A 15670-nucleotide genomic window follows, 5' to 3' on the forward strand; every position below is an offset into this window, starting at 1 on the left:
TCAGCTCATCCCAGGCCCTTGGAAGCGACGTCCTCTTGGCGGATTCTTGGGGAAACAATTACTGGGGGGCACCATCATGGACCTAAAACCGCTACGGATCGCCATCATCGGCGGCGGCGTCTCCGGCCTGTCGCTGGCTTACTACCTTCAGAAGTTCGGTAGCGAGGCGGCCCGACAGCTCGAGGTCACCATCTTCGAGCGCAAGGCCACCCTGGGCGGCAATGCCGAGACGGTGTGGGTCGACCTTGGCTGCCGGCGCTATCCGGGGAAGCCCGACTCGCCCTATCGCCGCTGGGCCGACCTGGGCGTGAATGACGTCAACCTGGCCACCTACCACCGCCTGCGCACGATACTCGGCGAGATCGGCGAGCTTGAGCGCATGAAGCCGCTGGAGAATACCGAGAGCTATTTCAGCCGCGACGGAAGCATCGCCCTGACCGACGACAAGGACTTGTTCCGTGGCGTCAGCGACCCGGCCCATGAGCTGAGCAAGGTCGATGGAGGCCGGCTGGCACTACTGATCCCCGTGGTTCACCAAAGCGCTATCGCCCTGGTGGAGAATCATCGCGTTACCCCGCGCTATACGGTGGATGACTTCTTCGATGCCTGTATCGCCGCGCCCGCCGATATGCTGGCCGCGGCAGCGGAGCGCTTGAGCGTTACCATCGACTGGCAGGACCCCGAGCTGCCGGCGCGGCTGGAGCGTATCCGCCAGAGCATCTACTACCCCCGCATCTCGGCCATGTACTTCGCCGACGATCGCGGCCCGGGCGGCATGCCGCTCCAGGCCCCCTTCGAGTATTACCGCATTCAGGAAGGCGGCTCGCCCCCGGACCGCCGCTACTTCGAGCATGGCGCCCAGCACTGGCTGGAAGCCCTGGCCGCGCATATCACCAACCCGAATACGCCGGGCCCCCGCGTTCAGATCCTGCGCGGTATCGAGGTGGAGGCCAGCCTCTCGACCCAGGGCGTGACTCTGACGGAGTGTGCTCCCGGCGAACGCCGCTGGGACGCCGACCTGCTGATCATGGCCACTCATGCCGAAGACGCCCTGCCACTGCTGACGTTCGGCGACGGCTTGAGCGACACCCAGCGGGAGCTGCGGCATATCCTCGGCAAGGTGCGCTACACCCGCAGCTTCAGCGTCTGCCACACCGCCGCCGCCCGCCTGCCGCCCAATCGCAACCTGTGGCGCACCTATAACATCGAGGTGCGCAATCCCGAAGACACCTTCTTCCCCTACCGTATCGACTACGTGGCGAACCGCCACCAGAACGATGCCGAGAACCCCGCCTACAACCAGGCCGGCCTGCCGCAGTACTTCGTCTCCCTGGTGGATGACCTCAACCGGATTCCCCGCAGCGAGATGCTCGAGCGGCAGTCCTCTCCCCTGGACACGCCCGTAGCGCTGGCGAACACCGCACCCGGCGAGGCAGGCTACCGGGACCGGCTGCCGCCACTGGACAGCGCCTTGGAAGCCAAGGCCTGGACCCTGTTCAAGCACAACGTGTTGGATGCCAACTGCCTGGAGGCGCAGGCGGAGATCGAGCGCTATAACCAGACCACCGCACGACAGAGCGCCGAAGGCCAAGAGGGTTGCCCACTGCTGTTCGCCGGCGGCTGGACGCGCGGTGCCGGCCTGCAGGAGCAGTGCCTGGAGCAATCGGAGCACCTCGTCGCCCTGCTGCTGGAGGCACCGGAGCGTCGGATCGAGGGTCCCCTGCGGTTAGCGTCGACTAGCAGCAAGGCGAGGCAGCGTCATCACCAGGCCAGCGGCTTCGCCACGGTGCCAGCACGCCCGTAGGGCTTGCAGGGTGCTCACCTCGCTGCCCTTGTCGCCTTCCACCTGCCCGCTCTCCAGCCAGTCGGCATGGGCCTCGATCAGGGCGCGGTGGTGCTCGCCCCAGGCACAGGGCTCCGCCGCCATCAGCTGGGTCAGGCGCCGGGCATAATGGCGCGCCGCATCCGGGCGCCCGTCGAGCAGGCTGACCTCCGCCGCCGCGATCAGGAAGCGATAGCCGTTGTGCCCCACGCAGCCGGCATCCAGCAGCGCTTCGCCCTGTTGCAGGGTCGCCAAGCGAGCCTCAGGCTCCTCTTCCAGCAGTGCCCGGGTGCCCAGCACCCAAGGGCCGATAAAGGCCTTCAGCCCATGCTGTTCGACCAGCTGCCAGGCACGCTCGATGCTGGCGCGCGCCTCGGCCAGCCGCCCGGTGATCAGCTCGACCCGGGCACGGCTTTCCAGCAGGAAGGCCTCGAAGCGCCCCGAGCCCAGGCCGCGAGCCACCGTCAGCGCCTGTTCAATCTGCTCGTCCGCCGCCTGGGGGTCGCCCTGGGAGATCAGAATCCACCCCGCCGTGAGCCGTGCGACCACCTCGGCACGCCGATTACCGACCCGCTTGCCCAGCTCGGCGGCATCGAAGCAGTCGGCGAGCGCCGCCTCGGTCTGGTTGGCGTAGATGCGCGCTGTGCCCAGCATGAATAGGTTGGAGGCCTCCAGGTCGGCGTGGCCGTGGGTCCGGCAGAGCGTTACGCAGTGGTCGAACATCTCGAGGGTGCTGCGCATCTGCCCCTCGGCATAGTGCGCATCGCCGAGCCCGCTCATGGCCTGGATCTCGGTGCGCACATCGCCGCCACGGCGGGCCTGCTCCAGGGCCCGGGTGTGGTAGGCGCGGCTGGTGGCGAAATCGCCGCGGGGGAAGTAGAGGTTGCCCTTGAGATAAAGCGCCTCGGCCAGGGGCAAGGGATCCTCCAGCGCTTCGGCCAAGGGCAGCAGGCCATCAAGTATCGCCTCCTCCGCCTCCAGCGCATCGAGCATGTTCAGCACGCGAGCCAGCCACAGGTCGGCGCTGATGCGCTGACACTCCTCCCGGGCGAACGCACGGGCCGCCTCGAAGAGCTCCCTCGCCGCCTGGATACGCCCGGTGGCCATCGCCACTTGGCCCTGCAGCAGCATCAGCCGGTACTCATCCTTCGGCGCATAATCGATGGTGCGGCACTGCTTCAGCAGCGCCAGGGCTTCCTCATGCCGGTAGCGGCCCATTTCCGCCGCCACCGCCTGCAGGAACGCACTCGGCGCCTCCAGCGAGCGCGCCCGATGAAGGTGGCGCGCCCGCAAGCCCGGTTCCGCCTCGCCGTAGAGTTCGGCCAGGCGCAGGTGCAGGCGGTCGCGCTGAATCTTGGGAATGCCTTCATAGATCCCTTGCAGGATCAGGTCATGCACGAAGCGGTAGCTGCCCTCTTCCAGCGGGCGAACCAGGCTGTAGCGCTGGGGCAGTTCGGGTTGGTAATCGGCCTGCCCCAGCACCTCCTGCAGCGACGCCAGGGAGAAGCGCTGCCCCATCACGGCGGCGATGCACATGGCCCGACGATCCAGGTCGGTGAGCTGGTCCAGCTTGGTCTGTACCAGGTTGGCAAGGCTGGCCGGCAAGCTGCGGTGAGGATGGAACAGCAGCAGCTGGGTCAGGAACAGCGGGTTGCCCTGGGCCTGGGTCACGCAGCGGGCGGCGTGCTCGGCGGGCACCGTGCCGAAGCTGGCCACCAGGGCCTCGGCCTCCTGGGCGCGCAATGGCGGCAGCTCGATCAGCGTGAGCGGCAACTCGGGCAGCTGTGGCCGCAGGCGGGTCTCCAGCGGGTCCTGCTCCAGGCGCGAGGTAAACAGCCAGATCACCGGCGCATCCTGGGTCTCCTGCAGCAGCCCGGTGAGGGTCGCCAGCAGCGCCTCGTCGGCCCAGTGCAGATCCTCCACCACCAGCAGTTGGGGGCGATGGATGGAGCGCGCCAGGAGCACGTCGCGCAGCGCCTGTACCAAACGCTGGCTGCGGGTCGCGGGGGTCATGGCCGCATAGAGCGACTGCGCCTGCTCCGGCTGAGGCAAGCCCAGCAGCGGACGCAGCAGCATGGCATGGTCCACCGGCAGGCGCAGCGCCGAGAGGCGGTCAAGCAGTTGAGCTTCGTCTATTCCCTCACCCTGCACCTCGCCGGAGGCTTGCAGCAGCGAGCGGGTGAGCTGCATCAGAGGGCCTTCGTCGGCGCGCGTGCCGAAGTCCAACACCTCGGCCTGGTGATGATCGGCATGGGCCGCGGCCATCTCGGCAAACTCAGCGCTCAGGCGGGTCTTGCCGATGCCCGCCACACCGCGGATGTAGACCAGATGGCCGGCCTGGTAGGCTCGGGTACTCTCCAGGATGGCTTGCAGCTGCCCCAGCTCCACCCGGCGCCCCACCAGATCGAAGCGGGCCTCGTGCGCCTCGTCCCGGGGTTGGCGATAGCGTAGCCACTCCCCGCCTTCATCATCGAAAACGAAACGCTCCGCCAACTGCACCGCCACCCCACGCTCGACCCAAACGCCGCTCGCATCCTTCGCAATCACAGGAGACTCAGAAGCCGGCCAGTGGCCGGCCTGAAGATAAACGCCGCGGGCCACCCCCTGCTCCACCAGGGTGGCGGCACACAACAGGCCGCGCTGCGCATCGCTGCGGTAAGCCCGGGGCAGCCCGAACAGCGCCGTGCTCCCTTCCGCCAGGCTGCCGCCGAAATGCTGAACCCAGCTCGCCAGCGCCGAGGGATCGGCCGCCACGGCATGCAGTTGGATCAGCACGCGGGCGCTCTCCATCTCCTCCACATCGGCGGCGGACACGGCGGAAGCCTCTTCGGCCTCCACCGACAGCGCCTCGACCTCCACCTCGTAGATCTCGGCCAGATGGCGAGCGGTACGATAAAGCACCGCCTTGCCGCTCTCGGCCCGCTTGATGGAAGCGATAGAGACGCACAAACGACGATCGAAACAGTACTCGGCCAGCGCCTCCTGACTCAGGCCCAGCCGCTTGCGATGCTGCTTCAAGCGCTCACGATCCAGCCGCAAGCGCCCGTCTTGGGGGATGATCACTGTTGGCTTCCTTTGCCGCGTAGGTGGAGTATGAAGGACAAACGAGATTTTTTGGTCTTTAGGAAGAGGCTAAGCCTAGCAGAGCACGGACATGTAATGACTCGCTGGCTTTGCGGTCAGTCACGCTCCGATTTCTCCAGTTTTTTTAACGCAAAAAGCCCCTTTTCGGATACGGAGCGGGATTTATCCGATGAGAATTTTTCAGCCAATTCCTTCGCGAGGACACCTAGACTATCACGTTCCCGAATAAGAACTTCGGCTGAAACTCGTCTTACAAGAGACGACCGGTCCTCGGCTGATCTTTTCAACAAGGCGGGCAATGAGGCCTGGACGTTTAGTTCTCTCTCATGAATTATTGGCTTCTCCCGCCCTTCGCAGTAACGAATATCTGTCCACTCCCATTTCCAACCGACCATCCATGCTATTCGGCCTTCAAATAGGCTGCGGTAAGCTTTAGCTCGCACTGAGGGTTGGATAGCCAGGCTAGCAATATCTTCCATTTTTTCATCAAGAATCGGCGTACGTCCAAGCTGAGTAAAGAGAGTTGGCATGGGTCCAGATGCCGAAGAAATCAACTTGGACCTTAGCAATTCAGCCACCTGATTATCACATACAAGCTGAAGGACAACCTCTTTGTCCTCTTGCTCAAGCCGCCCCCATGAACCCCAATTGGAAAGAACAATACATCGCACTTCAGCCACAATTTCTGGGTCCGTCGCCTTTGCCATTTCTGGCAGCTTTTCTCTTGCAGCCTTACGAACTTGTGGCACCCAATCATTAAGCCTTCGAACAGCAAGGCCAAAAAAGAAGGCGTTTGGTGCCGCACCAGTCAGAGAGTGCAAAGTTTTCTCGCGCGTGTAACCATCCCGACTTACAATATCTAACCATGTTAATGTGACATTATGCCTTGCCCACACCTTCCACTTTGGCGGCGTAGATTCACTTAGGGCCAGAGAGAACTCAGAACGAATCAATCGCTCCCAATATTCAAAACTCGAAAGAGGAAGTTGACATGTCGCATCAACAAGTGCAGACATATCGGCTACGACTCTCCCTCCCGAGTTTAACGAGCGAGCAAATTCCCTTACCGCCGCTATAACTTTATCTTCCGTAGCTTGAGATTGTTTCACTTTCTAATTCTCTATTAATACTTCTTCCTAGCAAGCTTCCGGGAGAGCAAAGAAAAAAGCAACCAATGATGAGGGCAAAGCCTCCTCGGCCTCCGTCGACAGCTCCTCAACCTCGACCTCGTAGATCTCGGCCAGGTGACGAGCGGTACGATAAAGCACCGTCTTGCCACTCTCGGTCCGCTTGATCGAAGCGATGGAGACACACAAGCGCCGATCAAAACAGTACTCGGCCAGCGCCTCCTGACTCAGGCCCAACCGCTTGCGATGCTGCTTCAAGCGCTCACGATCCAGCCGCAAACGCCCGTCTTGGGTGATGATCAATTTGGGGTCCTTTGTTGGGCGGTGGATATGTCAGGTGAATACCATCACTGTACACCTGGTGACTCCACTCAACTGCTTTGACTTTGAACTCGATGCTATAGCGTTGCGTTTTCTTCCCCGTGACCATCTCGGGCATCGGTTCTCTCCTGTTAGGGAGTTATCGATGCGTGTCCACTGGAGTGGGGGAACTCCACGTCGTTCTGCCTGCATTTGTTAGGCCTTATCTATTTCGATTCGAGCTCGAAGCTTAGCAACATCTCTACCGATCTGTTCCATAACAACCTGCATGTGCTGGTCAGTATTGGTTGCAAATTTTTCATAAACAGTCCTCAAACTTTCATTTTCCCACGGTGGTTCGTCCTGCGTGTAGGTATGTGCTTCTACAAGATCGGCATCCTTAACATACCTAGAAGCTTCGGATCTAAATATTTCAAAGCATTTATCGAGATCGTTGGAAACGTAAATTTGCTTCTCAATAATTAGTTTTCGGAGTTTCGTATAAGTTGCGTGGTAGGTAGAGCCCCAGTCTTCGTGCACCTCCGTCAGGAACTCTTCCTCCATCGAGGTTATATACTGGTTTTTTAACTCCAACAACTTAAGGTACGTACCGACCCGCTCAGAAAAGAAATTCTCGTAGAAACTTGCGGATATGCCTGCAAAATATTCTTGTTCTTTCAGTGCCCTGGACGAAGACGACTTGAACGTTTCCAGAGCTAACTGATGCTGGGCCTTAGTCGTTTCGAGCTCCGAGTCGAATCTTGCTTTCGTCGACCTAGCGATTCGATCTGTCCATATTGTCCCAAGGAAGTGAGCGAACGCTGCTACTATGAAGGTAGCTCCACCCAGAGATGCTAAAACAGATGCAACAACTTCGTTGACCATAGAATCCCCGATGAGAAAAGAAGCCTTACGCCGCGTTAAGAAGTTAGCAACACCACCACATAACCTAAGCTATAGTGCTATAAACACCAAAGTCGATTCAAAGCAAAAGTTCAGAGTGATGCGAATCTGAATTAAACGCTTTGTTGTGGAACTTCACCCTTAATTTCAGACATATAACTCTTTAACAAAGATCCCCAGGTGTGATATACGAAACCGTTATAAACTGAGTAAAAACCAGCGCCCTCAGTTCTATGTGCTTGATTTACCAATGCCCTTTTGTATTCATTTTTTCTCTGTTGCTCTAACTGTTTGAAATCTTCTGGCGTCATATGGTACAAAACCATGTCGATTTGCTCATCTGGTAACAGCCTAAGCAAACCAATTCCATTTGAACGAGAGTAGTTTAAAGCTCCACGCTGATAAGCGGAAGAGGTTGCAAAAAGCCCTTTAACGTTAACTCCCGCCATTTGATTGAGTTTTGCTTTAAACTCCTCAACGTCATCAACTGGAACAGGCTTGGAATAGTCTTTACATTCACAGACCCAAAGCATTGACCAAGTGTTTGCACCTGGCATCCAAATTTCAATAGAAATATCTACGACAATGCTGCTGTCTCTATCCTTCGAATAATACCCCTTATTCTGAAATAGACGACAACAACTGGGATTTAGCCCCAAATAACCAGAGCTTACGAGACCCTTTATATTAGCGAAGACCTTATCTTCGAATCTGTCGCCTTTTGCTACTGTGTTCAAACCCACCTCCAAGTTTCATAACAACAAAATCAGGTGCGTTATAGGCGTCACCTAAATTTTTTTGTTATGCCATTATCGCCAATTGAAATCAATTCCAAATTAGAGTTCTCAATCTCATCCCCCTCTACTACAAGAGCCAGCTTTAAAGAAACCGGTCCAGAGAAACTTGTACAAGCATAGGGCGCGGGGTATTCCGTACCTTCATCAAGCAGCCGTTTTACTTCATAATCCCTTTGATATTGCTGCCAGTCAGCACAAACTTCGCATGAGACGCCGGCATTAACTGATAATTCAACATATCTTGTGGCATCACCAATCAATCGAACATCATGAGCAATAATATTTTTTACCTCATAGACCTCTGTTAGGTGCATGTCACAGTTTTCAGTTTCTAAACCTATTAAAGCTCTCGCCGCATTCCTAGCGTCAATTAAGTCAAACAAGCCATCCTCCAGCCAGCTTTCAAAATCAAATTCTTCAAAATCACAATTATTTATTTTATTCAACAACGATTCTGAAAGCTCCAAATGGGGCAATATCTTCACATCAGTAAAACTTTTCAACAAAGTGTGACAACTGATCTTTTTAGGATCAAGCCCGCGCTCTTTCAAATCCAGGATTAACTCTGTATGAAGATTTTCTTTTTCAATAAAATCCTTTGAATTATTTGTTATAAAAGCCACTGAATCACACTCAGAGCGACTCATTAATAGGATGATATTTTCCCAAATCAAAGCATCACAATAACCTTCACCATTATCTTTAAATGGCTTTTTCCGCCTCATCGCCTTTTCAGCAATTACCCTATGCCGTACATCTGGATAACCAATGACTTCGATATCAAATTCGAGAATGAGATTATCGAAAAACTCTCGATATGTGTTGAGCTTTTCCGAAAAACCAATCAGCTTTTCTAAATTTAATTCTACTTTTAACTGAGACTCAATTTTTTTAATCGGATGCTCTATTTTGGCGTATTGCTCTTTGTATTTCTTTTCAAACTGACTGATTACTTCATCTCGGACGACAGCTGGAACAACAAGCTGCTCCGCCACAACCTTATGGTTTTTTAGTAAAATTAAGAAAGAACTACTGTCCATCCAAAAATTCTGAACAAATACATTTGTATCTAAAACAATATAATTCATAGACTATCGCCATATTTCGCAAAAAGCATAACATCTCCAACACGCGCAGCTTCGTAGTAGTGCAAGATTATGGAGGCGAAGCCGAAATAAAAAGCTATCGCTGTGCTTGGCATTGTTATGCTCCTAGCTCATCAGCCTAAACCAGTCGCGAACACTTAAAGTTAGCCGCAGAACTTCATCTTCAGCTAACTGACTACAATGCGCAATTGGTCCTCGCAGAGTATTCAGACTTGCCAAAACCCTTTCGACGCCCTTTGTACTATTAAAGATTGAGCCGAATGTATCCCAGTTTTTCTTTATAATTTCACCCAACTCACCAAAATTAGTGTAATCTATCGGCTCATCTGATCGTCGGCTTATCCCGGAGTCTAATTCCTTCTTTATTCTTCCACTCACACCATCTTGAACTACCTTCGGTACTATTTCTTCATTCTCCCACCATGTCGCACCAGCCTTTTCTTCCAGCATCTCAGTAATTAAAATTCTTATCGACACTTCGAGGCAGTAGAATGTTTCATAATGTTGCGCCATTTCTCTAGCTTTTGCCCTAACTTCTGATTCAAACTGCGGATAATATTTTTCGTCTTTTTCGGTGGCCTTATCTACTTTATGACCAAGTACCACATCATGATCTGCTTCAACCTTGTCCAATTCGTGCAGCATGAGCTGGTTGGACATCCCAAATAATTTTAACAAGTTGCTTGGTGTATCCACTTTTTAATCCTTCAACAAATGCTCTTTAAGACTTTTGAATATCGCATCAAATACCGCAATGTCGGAGGTTGCAGGGAGGTTCAAGTTTATGTTATAGCCAATATTCAAGCCTACGCTTTCTCTGCCATTTGAAGGAGGTATATTATTTTTGTGTGTATTTTCCTGATAGGAATCGGCTTCACCCGAAGTGATAACGGACGTCGTGAAGGCAGGCTCTTCAAAAGTAGCAAAGCTCTTGAGCGTCTTAAATGTAGCGACTATATATGTAATTATCGAATTGTCATGATCTAGACCAGTAACTTGGGCAACTATCCCCTTTAGATCAGAATCACCCTTTTTGTGTATGCTTTCATTTACATCAAAAAGGTCGGAATATCCGTACTTAAGCGCTTTAAATGCTGCCTGCCCTGCCAAGGTTGGATTTCTGAACTCCCTATACCATTCCGTCGGAGTCCCATCAGATGCTATAAAATTAATTCTTTTTAAATAAGGCGGAAGAGTCCTTGCTGATCCGCCTTTCATATCGAGCTTTTCATTTAGAAATTTCTCATTAAAAAGCTCTGGCGTACTTGCTTCCTTTATCTTTTCCAAGCAGCTTTTTAATCGTTTTTGAGAGGTCATATAGGGAATGTTGTGGGCCATCTACAGTTCCTTTTAGTAGGTTGATGCATAACGCCATACGCAGCGGCTGGTTTGTGTAGCAAGGCGAAACAGACCGGTCCGACTGACTCTACTGGTTATCTTGTTGGTAGTTCGTATATAGCATACAAAACGTGCTGATTTCTGCGCACAGGCAAAGTAACGGACGACCTAATTCCAGCACTCTCAATTACACCTTTCAGCTTGTCCCAAGATGCTCCGGAATCCCAATCATATGGATGGTCCCACCATTCCTTATTCGCAGAGCTCGTGGTTATCGCCAGCAGAACACCATATTTAATTACATCAAGGCCATCATCTTGTTGAAGTCGGTCCTGAACAAAATGGAACCGGCAGATTTTCTCAAAATCTGAAACAAGCTCTAAGGCTTTCTCTGATGAAAATAGCTTCTTAGCTTCTACAAACACTATAATCTTGGTCTTTTTAGCTTTACGGAGCAGAAGCAGATCCACTCGGCTGTGGCCAGTTTGAATATTTGCGTTCGATGCTTGTGGATACGCATAAAAGCCGGATATGAGTGCCTGATGTGCCAGGTGCGTAGTAAGGTTCGCCTCTTGCAATCCATTTTTATCAGGATTAATGACCGGCCAATATTCCTCAAGCCCTTCCTCCAAGGACTGAATTGCAGCCATTAATAATTTCTCGACTTCTTGTAGATCGCTCACACAGCTCCCTTAGAACATAACGCCAGAATAACCCGCAAAACCTGGAGCGGCGAAGCCGCGAAAGATTTTGTTGGGTTCATCCCGGGTTCATTCATTCGTTAGGAAATCCAATAAAGCAGCCTACAGCCGTGCTTTACACTTTAAACTCAGTGGCCAATAAAAAGTTCTACTTAAAAAAGACACGCCTCGGACCAAGCGACGCCAAAACATTGAGACGCAGACACTCGTCAGTGGAAGCCACTCGCACACACCAAGCCACTAGTTGACATTTAGCAGGGAGAACCGACGGAACCGACGGATATCACGGGTTATAAATTTTTCGAACCGGTCAATACGCTTGCAACCCGACTGAGTCAAAGTCCAGTAGTAATAATCCAGAACCCACTCATGCTTTGCAATAACCCCGGCATCAGTCTCCCGCATTTTCTTCTCATATATTTCTTGCATCTCAGCCAAGATAATATCTTCATTACCCCCATCCCTATTAATTAGTTGCGGGGCGAAGTGCAAGACAAACTCCCTACCATCCTTTATGACATAGTCTTCACCACCACCAATCAATGACTCAATAATAGAAGAGTCAATCACAATTCTTGGAAAAATGGCTTTGGTGCTATCGAGAACATACGCCCTCTGAAGCGCAACCGATGAGGTAAACGAAAACCCATACTCGTTATCTACAACGTCTTTATGCAAGCCTTCAGAAATTCCGCCCCGGAGAAAAAGCCCCTCGAAACTCAGATGTGCAGACAACACCCTGCAAAAATGCAAAAGTCCGATCAACCCTCCGTCGGTCGACTTATCCTTCGGGATCGTCAAAATTACACTATCGGAGAAGAATTTGACGTCCAGCCCACTAACATCCCATAACAGAGAAGAGATTTTTTGAACTTCAATCGCATGCGAAAGAGCCCGCCTAAACCGACCGTACAAGTTGTAGCTGCCAGAAAAGTATTCTTCGGACTTCTTCTTGTAACCAAGAATATCGAGGAAAGCACAGTAATGCTCCGTTGCTTCGTGGTCATAGATATCTATTGCTTGCCAATCGGGGGTCGCCATGCAAAAGCCTCTATCACTGTCACATAAACTTAAATTATTCACGTACACATTGACCCAAGAATCCCACCTGTGCGGAGCATGGTTCTTGGGGTTTCCCATCGTACTGACGTTGACACTTGACCCGTTTCATGGCGAACTGTCCCTCTAGGTATTCCTTTCGCCAGCGTGACAGCATGAAGGGGTGATATCCAGTGCTTCGGCAACGCCTTTGACTCTCCAGTGAGCCTGGTGCCTCCATTCCACCGATTTGACTTTGAACTCGGTGCTATAGCGTTGTGTTTTCTTCCCCGTGATCATCTCGGGCATCGGTTCTCTCCTGTTGGGGAGTTATCGATGCGTGTCCACTGGAGTGGGGAAACTCCAACGTCGACTGGAACCTGTTGTTATACAGTTCCCGCCTGACGCTGCTCAGCTTGCCAGGTTCGAAAATATTCCTTCTTGTAGGACTCAAGCATCTTGTTTGCGGCTGCTCGTGCAAAAGCATAGTTCACCGTTGCCCCTGCAAAAAACCCAACTACTGGAATGAACTTTGCGGCCTGTTTTGAAGTGATTTCTTTTCCAAGCTTTCCCGCGACAAGCACAATAAGCTTAATAACTGGATTGCTATAGGCACCGCGCTTTCCAGCAATAGAGCTGGCTTTTATAAGCTGAGACTTAATTGCCGCCTGCGCTGCGCTATCGAACCCAAGCGCGCATAGATATATTTCAGTATTTTTTTCATTTTGAAGCGGATCGTTAGGATCAAATCCGTTCAGAATAGATAGCCTTTGCCCTAATCTGTAAAGTTGAGCCGCCATGTTGGCGACATCAACACCACCTAAAGAAATTGCTGTTACTACACCACCAATCCCCGCCGTGGCACCGCTCATTGCACTGTACCGCGCTGCCAGCCCCGCGTAGGCGTGCATTACGTCCTCGATTCTCCAGTAATTATGGGCCTGCGTCCTAAAATCCGCAATTTCAGAGACGGGAAGGCCCGCTGAATTGGCGTCACGAAACACCGACTTAATATCCACGTCCAAGACAATAGTCTTTATCTTGTCGATGACCTTCAGATCCGTCGTCTTGCTCATGAGGTTTTCTCAGATTTAACTATATACGCCCAAATATGTGGCGTCCGACGCAGGAGGGCGTCTGGCGCGTGAATCGCGCGTACATGATTTGCTTGTTAGCCCTTTTCCGCCACATCAAACACTGGTGACTTGAGAAGGCCGAGAGCTACCCGGCTGCAGATAAGACTAGCTATATATTCATTGTTGTAATCGCACATCTTGGACTCTGATTCCAGGTCTTCGTAAACTAGACCGCCGGCCCCGACATAGAAACGGGTTACCTCATGCTCTTCGTCTTCGAATCTGACCAGAAAACGATATTCCATGTAGAAATCATCGCCGACTCTCACAACTCGTGGCTTCGATAGAATCCTATAACCGAAGACGTCAACGAATACATCGTCGCTCCCAAATTCTAGCTTGGTCGGTATGTCTCGCGGCACAGCATTGGTGCGAGCGTTTTCAAGGAATCCGTCGTTCGTCTCCAGCACAGCTTCAATACGGCGCTTTGCTTTCGCTATTGTTACTACTTCGTCTTGGCTCATTCGATACTCCTTTGTACGAGATTTAGGGCTAACGCCCTTGTTCAGCAGCCTGCGGTGAAACCGCGTCTAGGCTGTCCGATGGAGGCACCGAAGGTGCGGAATGTACCGAAACAGCTTGTTAGCTGTGCTTGTCACGCGACCCCAGCCCATCTTGTATTGCTAAAAAATGTTTGGGAAAGCCGCAGACAGCATTAATTGTTCTTATCGGGCCAGGTTTCCATGCTATCGCCAATGAATCTGGTTCCACACGCCTTACAGACGTAAAAGTACTCGTCATCTCGATTGCCATGATAGCCGACCCTCTTCGATAACCCGGATCTTTGGATTAGTGAACGCATGCTGCCGCTGGGGCCGCGCCTGCTGGCCAGCGAGCGTATTGCCTACGGCGCGTCGCTGAGCCAGGCCCTGTCGGTCATGCTGTGGCATCAGGTCGACCGCCTGACGGTAGTCGACGAGGAGGACATTCCCATTGGCGAGCTGTCGCTGCGTCGCCTGCTTAGGGCCAAGGCGTCATGAGGTCAGAATCGCTCACCGGCAACCTCCCCACCGCCCTGGCTCGCCGGCGCCAGTGTCGGAGTGCCTCTTATTTGTCTTACCGTTCAAAAGATCTTGGCAAGCCATGCATGGTTCCGCCACCTTGGGAGTCTCCTTTTTGATCAGCTAACAGTGACTGGACAGCACGTCCTGATATTGGATGAACGTGCTAGCACATTCATCCAATATTATCTAATGCGTCATTCTATCTATAATTTAGTGTTTTTTTTCTGACTTTTAATTTTATCTCAGCCACCTACGCAGGATTCTCACGCGTGCGCGTTTTGCCGGAACCAATACTCTGTATGCACACAAACTAATGGACAAGGAGGCAACCAAGTGCAACGTACCACCTCATTTAACCAAACCCCAAACTAGCCAAAACGCTCGCAGTTTCCCCCGTATAAGCAAGCCACCCAAACACAGCACAATTCACCACCACCCCACACCAAAACATGGCCTGAAACGGTTGCTTCCTGGTTTTGTGCCGAAACAGTCGCTGCGCTACCAGTGCGCCGGGCCAGCCACCGATCAATCCTGCGAAGAGCAGCGTGGCTTCCGGTGTGCGTCTTCTACCCTTCCCTGCTGCGGCTTTGTCGATGCCGTACATGGCGAAGGTAATCACGCTCAGCAGGGGGTATACCGCCAGGAGCTGCATTGGCATGTGGCCTAGAGCGCTCAGGGCTGCCAGGAGAGCGAAGAAGGCAGCGGCTATCGTGAACGCCAGCATCAGCCCTCTGGAGAGCGGGGATGCATGGTGTGCCGCTTTCAGGTAGAGCGCCTTCTGGGCTCTCGGCCTGTTCTGGTTATCTCTGGTCAGGTGGTAGGCGATCGGCTCGTTGACTGTTGGCCGGCGCCCACTGCGGGGAAAAGCGCTGATGTGGACGAATACGCGGGTGCCGCCTTCAGCCGGTGTGATGAACCCGAAGCCCTTGTCGTCGTTCCACTGTGTGAGCTTGCCTTCGTGCCGCATCGCGTTATCTCTGTGTCGGCGAAATCGGTTTTTAAATCCAATAAGTTAATAGGGGTTTCAGATAAGGCTGGGTTTTGTCAGGCGGGGGAATTGGGAGTCGGGGCACGCTACCGCCCCTGCTGGCAGAATGGATGATAATGAGCATCATCCTTAGTGCGGCAGTCCCTGCGTATCTTGATTATCTAGCCGTCTACTGCGGCTTTTTACCAACCGTAACCAACAGAAACGTTGAGGGCAACGCCAACGAAAGCATGAGGCGCGATAGTGCCACTTCTCTTGATCTGCATCTGTCCTCGCTTGCGAGGCGAGGCGCTGCCGGAAAAATCGGCGAGCGATGGCCAGACAAG

15 protein-coding genes are annotated in these 15670 nt (G+C 53.0%); 2 read left to right on the plus strand and 13 right to left on the minus strand.

The features are described 5' to 3' along the window. The first annotated feature begins 76 nt into the window (after positions 1-76). Positions 77-1804 (plus strand): FAD-dependent oxidoreductase, encoded by a 1728-nt coding sequence (locus tag ACRWQA_RS12315; protein WP_434227281.1) that lies wholly within the window; start codon positions 77-79, stop codon positions 1802-1804. Here ACRWQA_RS12315 and ACRWQA_RS12320 read toward each other — a convergent pair. The 12 genes from ACRWQA_RS12320 to ACRWQA_RS12375 all read right to left on the minus strand — a co-directional run bounded on the left by ACRWQA_RS12320 (position 1727) and on the right by ACRWQA_RS12375 (position 13816). Then, complete coding sequence (locus ACRWQA_RS12320; RefSeq protein WP_434227282.1) at positions 1727-4885, minus strand: ATP-binding protein; 3159 nt, start codon at positions 4883-4885, stop codon at positions 1727-1729. The genes ACRWQA_RS12315 and ACRWQA_RS12320 overlap by 78 nt on opposite strands. Before the next feature lie 116 nt (positions 4886-5001). Beyond that, entirely contained in the window at positions 5002-6015 is a 1014-nt protein-coding gene (locus tag ACRWQA_RS12325) for a hypothetical protein (protein ID WP_434227284.1), read from the minus strand. 27 nt (positions 6016-6042) lie between these two features. Beyond that, a complete protein-coding gene (locus tag ACRWQA_RS12330) occupies positions 6043-6336 on the minus strand; it encodes a helix-turn-helix domain-containing protein (RefSeq protein ID WP_434227285.1) in 294 nt (97 codons plus the stop codon). A gap of 213 nt (positions 6337-6549) precedes the next feature. Next, a complete protein-coding gene (locus ACRWQA_RS12335; protein WP_434227286.1) occupies positions 6550-7218 on the minus strand; it encodes a hypothetical protein in 669 nt (222 codons plus the stop codon). A 131-nt stretch (positions 7219-7349) separates the two neighbouring features. Continuing rightward, the gene (locus ACRWQA_RS12340) at positions 7350-7973 is read right to left on the minus strand and encodes a restriction endonuclease (RefSeq protein WP_434227287.1); all 624 of its coding nucleotides are present in this window, start codon (positions 7971-7973) and stop codon (positions 7350-7352) included. 47 nt (positions 7974-8020) lie between these two features. Continuing rightward, on the minus strand, positions 8021-9121 hold the full coding sequence (locus ACRWQA_RS12345) for a PIN domain-containing protein (RefSeq protein ID WP_434227289.1): 1101 nt from the start codon (positions 9119-9121) through the stop codon (positions 8021-8023). A gap of 123 nt (positions 9122-9244) precedes the next feature. Further along, positions 9245-9835 carry a Swt1 family HEPN domain-containing protein gene (locus ACRWQA_RS12350; RefSeq protein WP_434227291.1) on the minus strand — a complete coding sequence of 197 codons (591 nt, stop codon included), beginning with the start codon at positions 9833-9835 and terminating at the stop codon, positions 9245-9247. A gap of 3 nt (positions 9836-9838) precedes the next feature. Continuing rightward, entirely contained in the window at positions 9839-10477 is a 639-nt protein-coding gene (locus ACRWQA_RS12355; protein ID WP_434227293.1) for a DUF5343 domain-containing protein, read from the minus strand. 95 nt (positions 10478-10572) lie between these two features. Then, positions 10573-11160: a hypothetical protein gene (locus ACRWQA_RS12360; protein ID WP_434227295.1), complete on the minus strand. Its 588-nt coding sequence runs from the start codon at positions 11158-11160 to the stop codon at positions 10573-10575. Between the two features lie 258 nt (positions 11161-11418). Next, positions 11419-12219, minus strand: coding sequence for a hypothetical protein (locus ACRWQA_RS12365; protein ID WP_434227296.1), 801 nt, complete (start codon positions 12217-12219; stop codon positions 11419-11421). A gap of 383 nt (positions 12220-12602) precedes the next feature. After that, positions 12603-13292: an EcsC family protein gene (locus tag ACRWQA_RS12370; RefSeq protein WP_434227298.1), complete on the minus strand. Its 690-nt coding sequence runs from the start codon at positions 13290-13292 to the stop codon at positions 12603-12605. Positions 13293-13387: 95 nt separating this feature from the next. Next, a complete protein-coding gene (locus ACRWQA_RS12375; RefSeq protein WP_434227299.1) occupies positions 13388-13816 on the minus strand; it encodes a hypothetical protein in 429 nt (142 codons plus the stop codon). Positions 13817-14152: 336 nt separating this feature from the next. Here ACRWQA_RS12375 and ACRWQA_RS12380 point away from each other — a divergent pair, with 336 nt between their 5' ends. Further along, a complete protein-coding gene (locus tag ACRWQA_RS12380; protein WP_434227300.1) occupies positions 14153-14332 on the plus strand; it encodes a CBS domain-containing protein in 180 nt (59 codons plus the stop codon). 376 nt (positions 14333-14708) lie between these two features. On the opposite strand, the gene ACRWQA_RS12385 is transcribed toward ACRWQA_RS12380, so the two are convergent. After that, positions 14709-15323, minus strand: a complete 615-nt coding sequence (locus tag ACRWQA_RS12385) for a DUF1294 domain-containing protein (RefSeq protein ID WP_434227302.1) — start codon at positions 15321-15323, stop codon at positions 14709-14711. Between the last annotated feature and the right edge of the window lie 347 nt (positions 15324-15670).

It is taken from the genome of Billgrantia sp. C5P2, from assembly GCF_051062895.2.

Coding starts and splice junctions, on each gene's coding strand:
- ACRWQA_RS12315 (WP_434227281.1), top strand. CDS start 77: ATGGACCTAAAACCGCTACGGATCGCCATCATCGGCGGCGGCGTCTCC.
- ACRWQA_RS12335 (WP_434227286.1), bottom strand. CDS start 7,218: ATGGTCAACGAAGTTGTTGCATCTGTTTTAGCATCTCTGGGTGGAGCT.
- ACRWQA_RS12345 (WP_434227289.1), bottom strand. CDS start 9,121: ATGAATTATATTGTTTTAGATACAAATGTATTTGTTCAGAATTTTTGG.
- ACRWQA_RS12355 (WP_434227293.1), bottom strand. CDS start 10,477: ATGGCCCACAACATTCCCTATATGACCTCTCAAAAACGATTAAAAAGC.
- ACRWQA_RS12365 (WP_434227296.1), bottom strand. CDS start 12,219: ATGGCGACCCCCGATTGGCAAGCAATAGATATCTATGACCACGAAGCA.
- ACRWQA_RS12370 (WP_434227298.1), bottom strand. CDS start 13,292: ATGAGCAAGACGACGGATCTGAAGGTCATCGACAAGATAAAGACTATT.
- ACRWQA_RS12375 (WP_434227299.1), bottom strand. CDS start 13,816: ATGAGCCAAGACGAAGTAGTAACAATAGCGAAAGCAAAGCGCCGTATT.
- ACRWQA_RS12380 (WP_434227300.1), top strand. CDS start 14,153: ATGCTGCCGCTGGGGCCGCGCCTGCTGGCCAGCGAGCGTATTGCCTAC.
- ACRWQA_RS12385 (WP_434227302.1), bottom strand. CDS start 15,323: ATGCGGCACGAAGGCAAGCTCACACAGTGGAACGACGACAAGGGCTTC.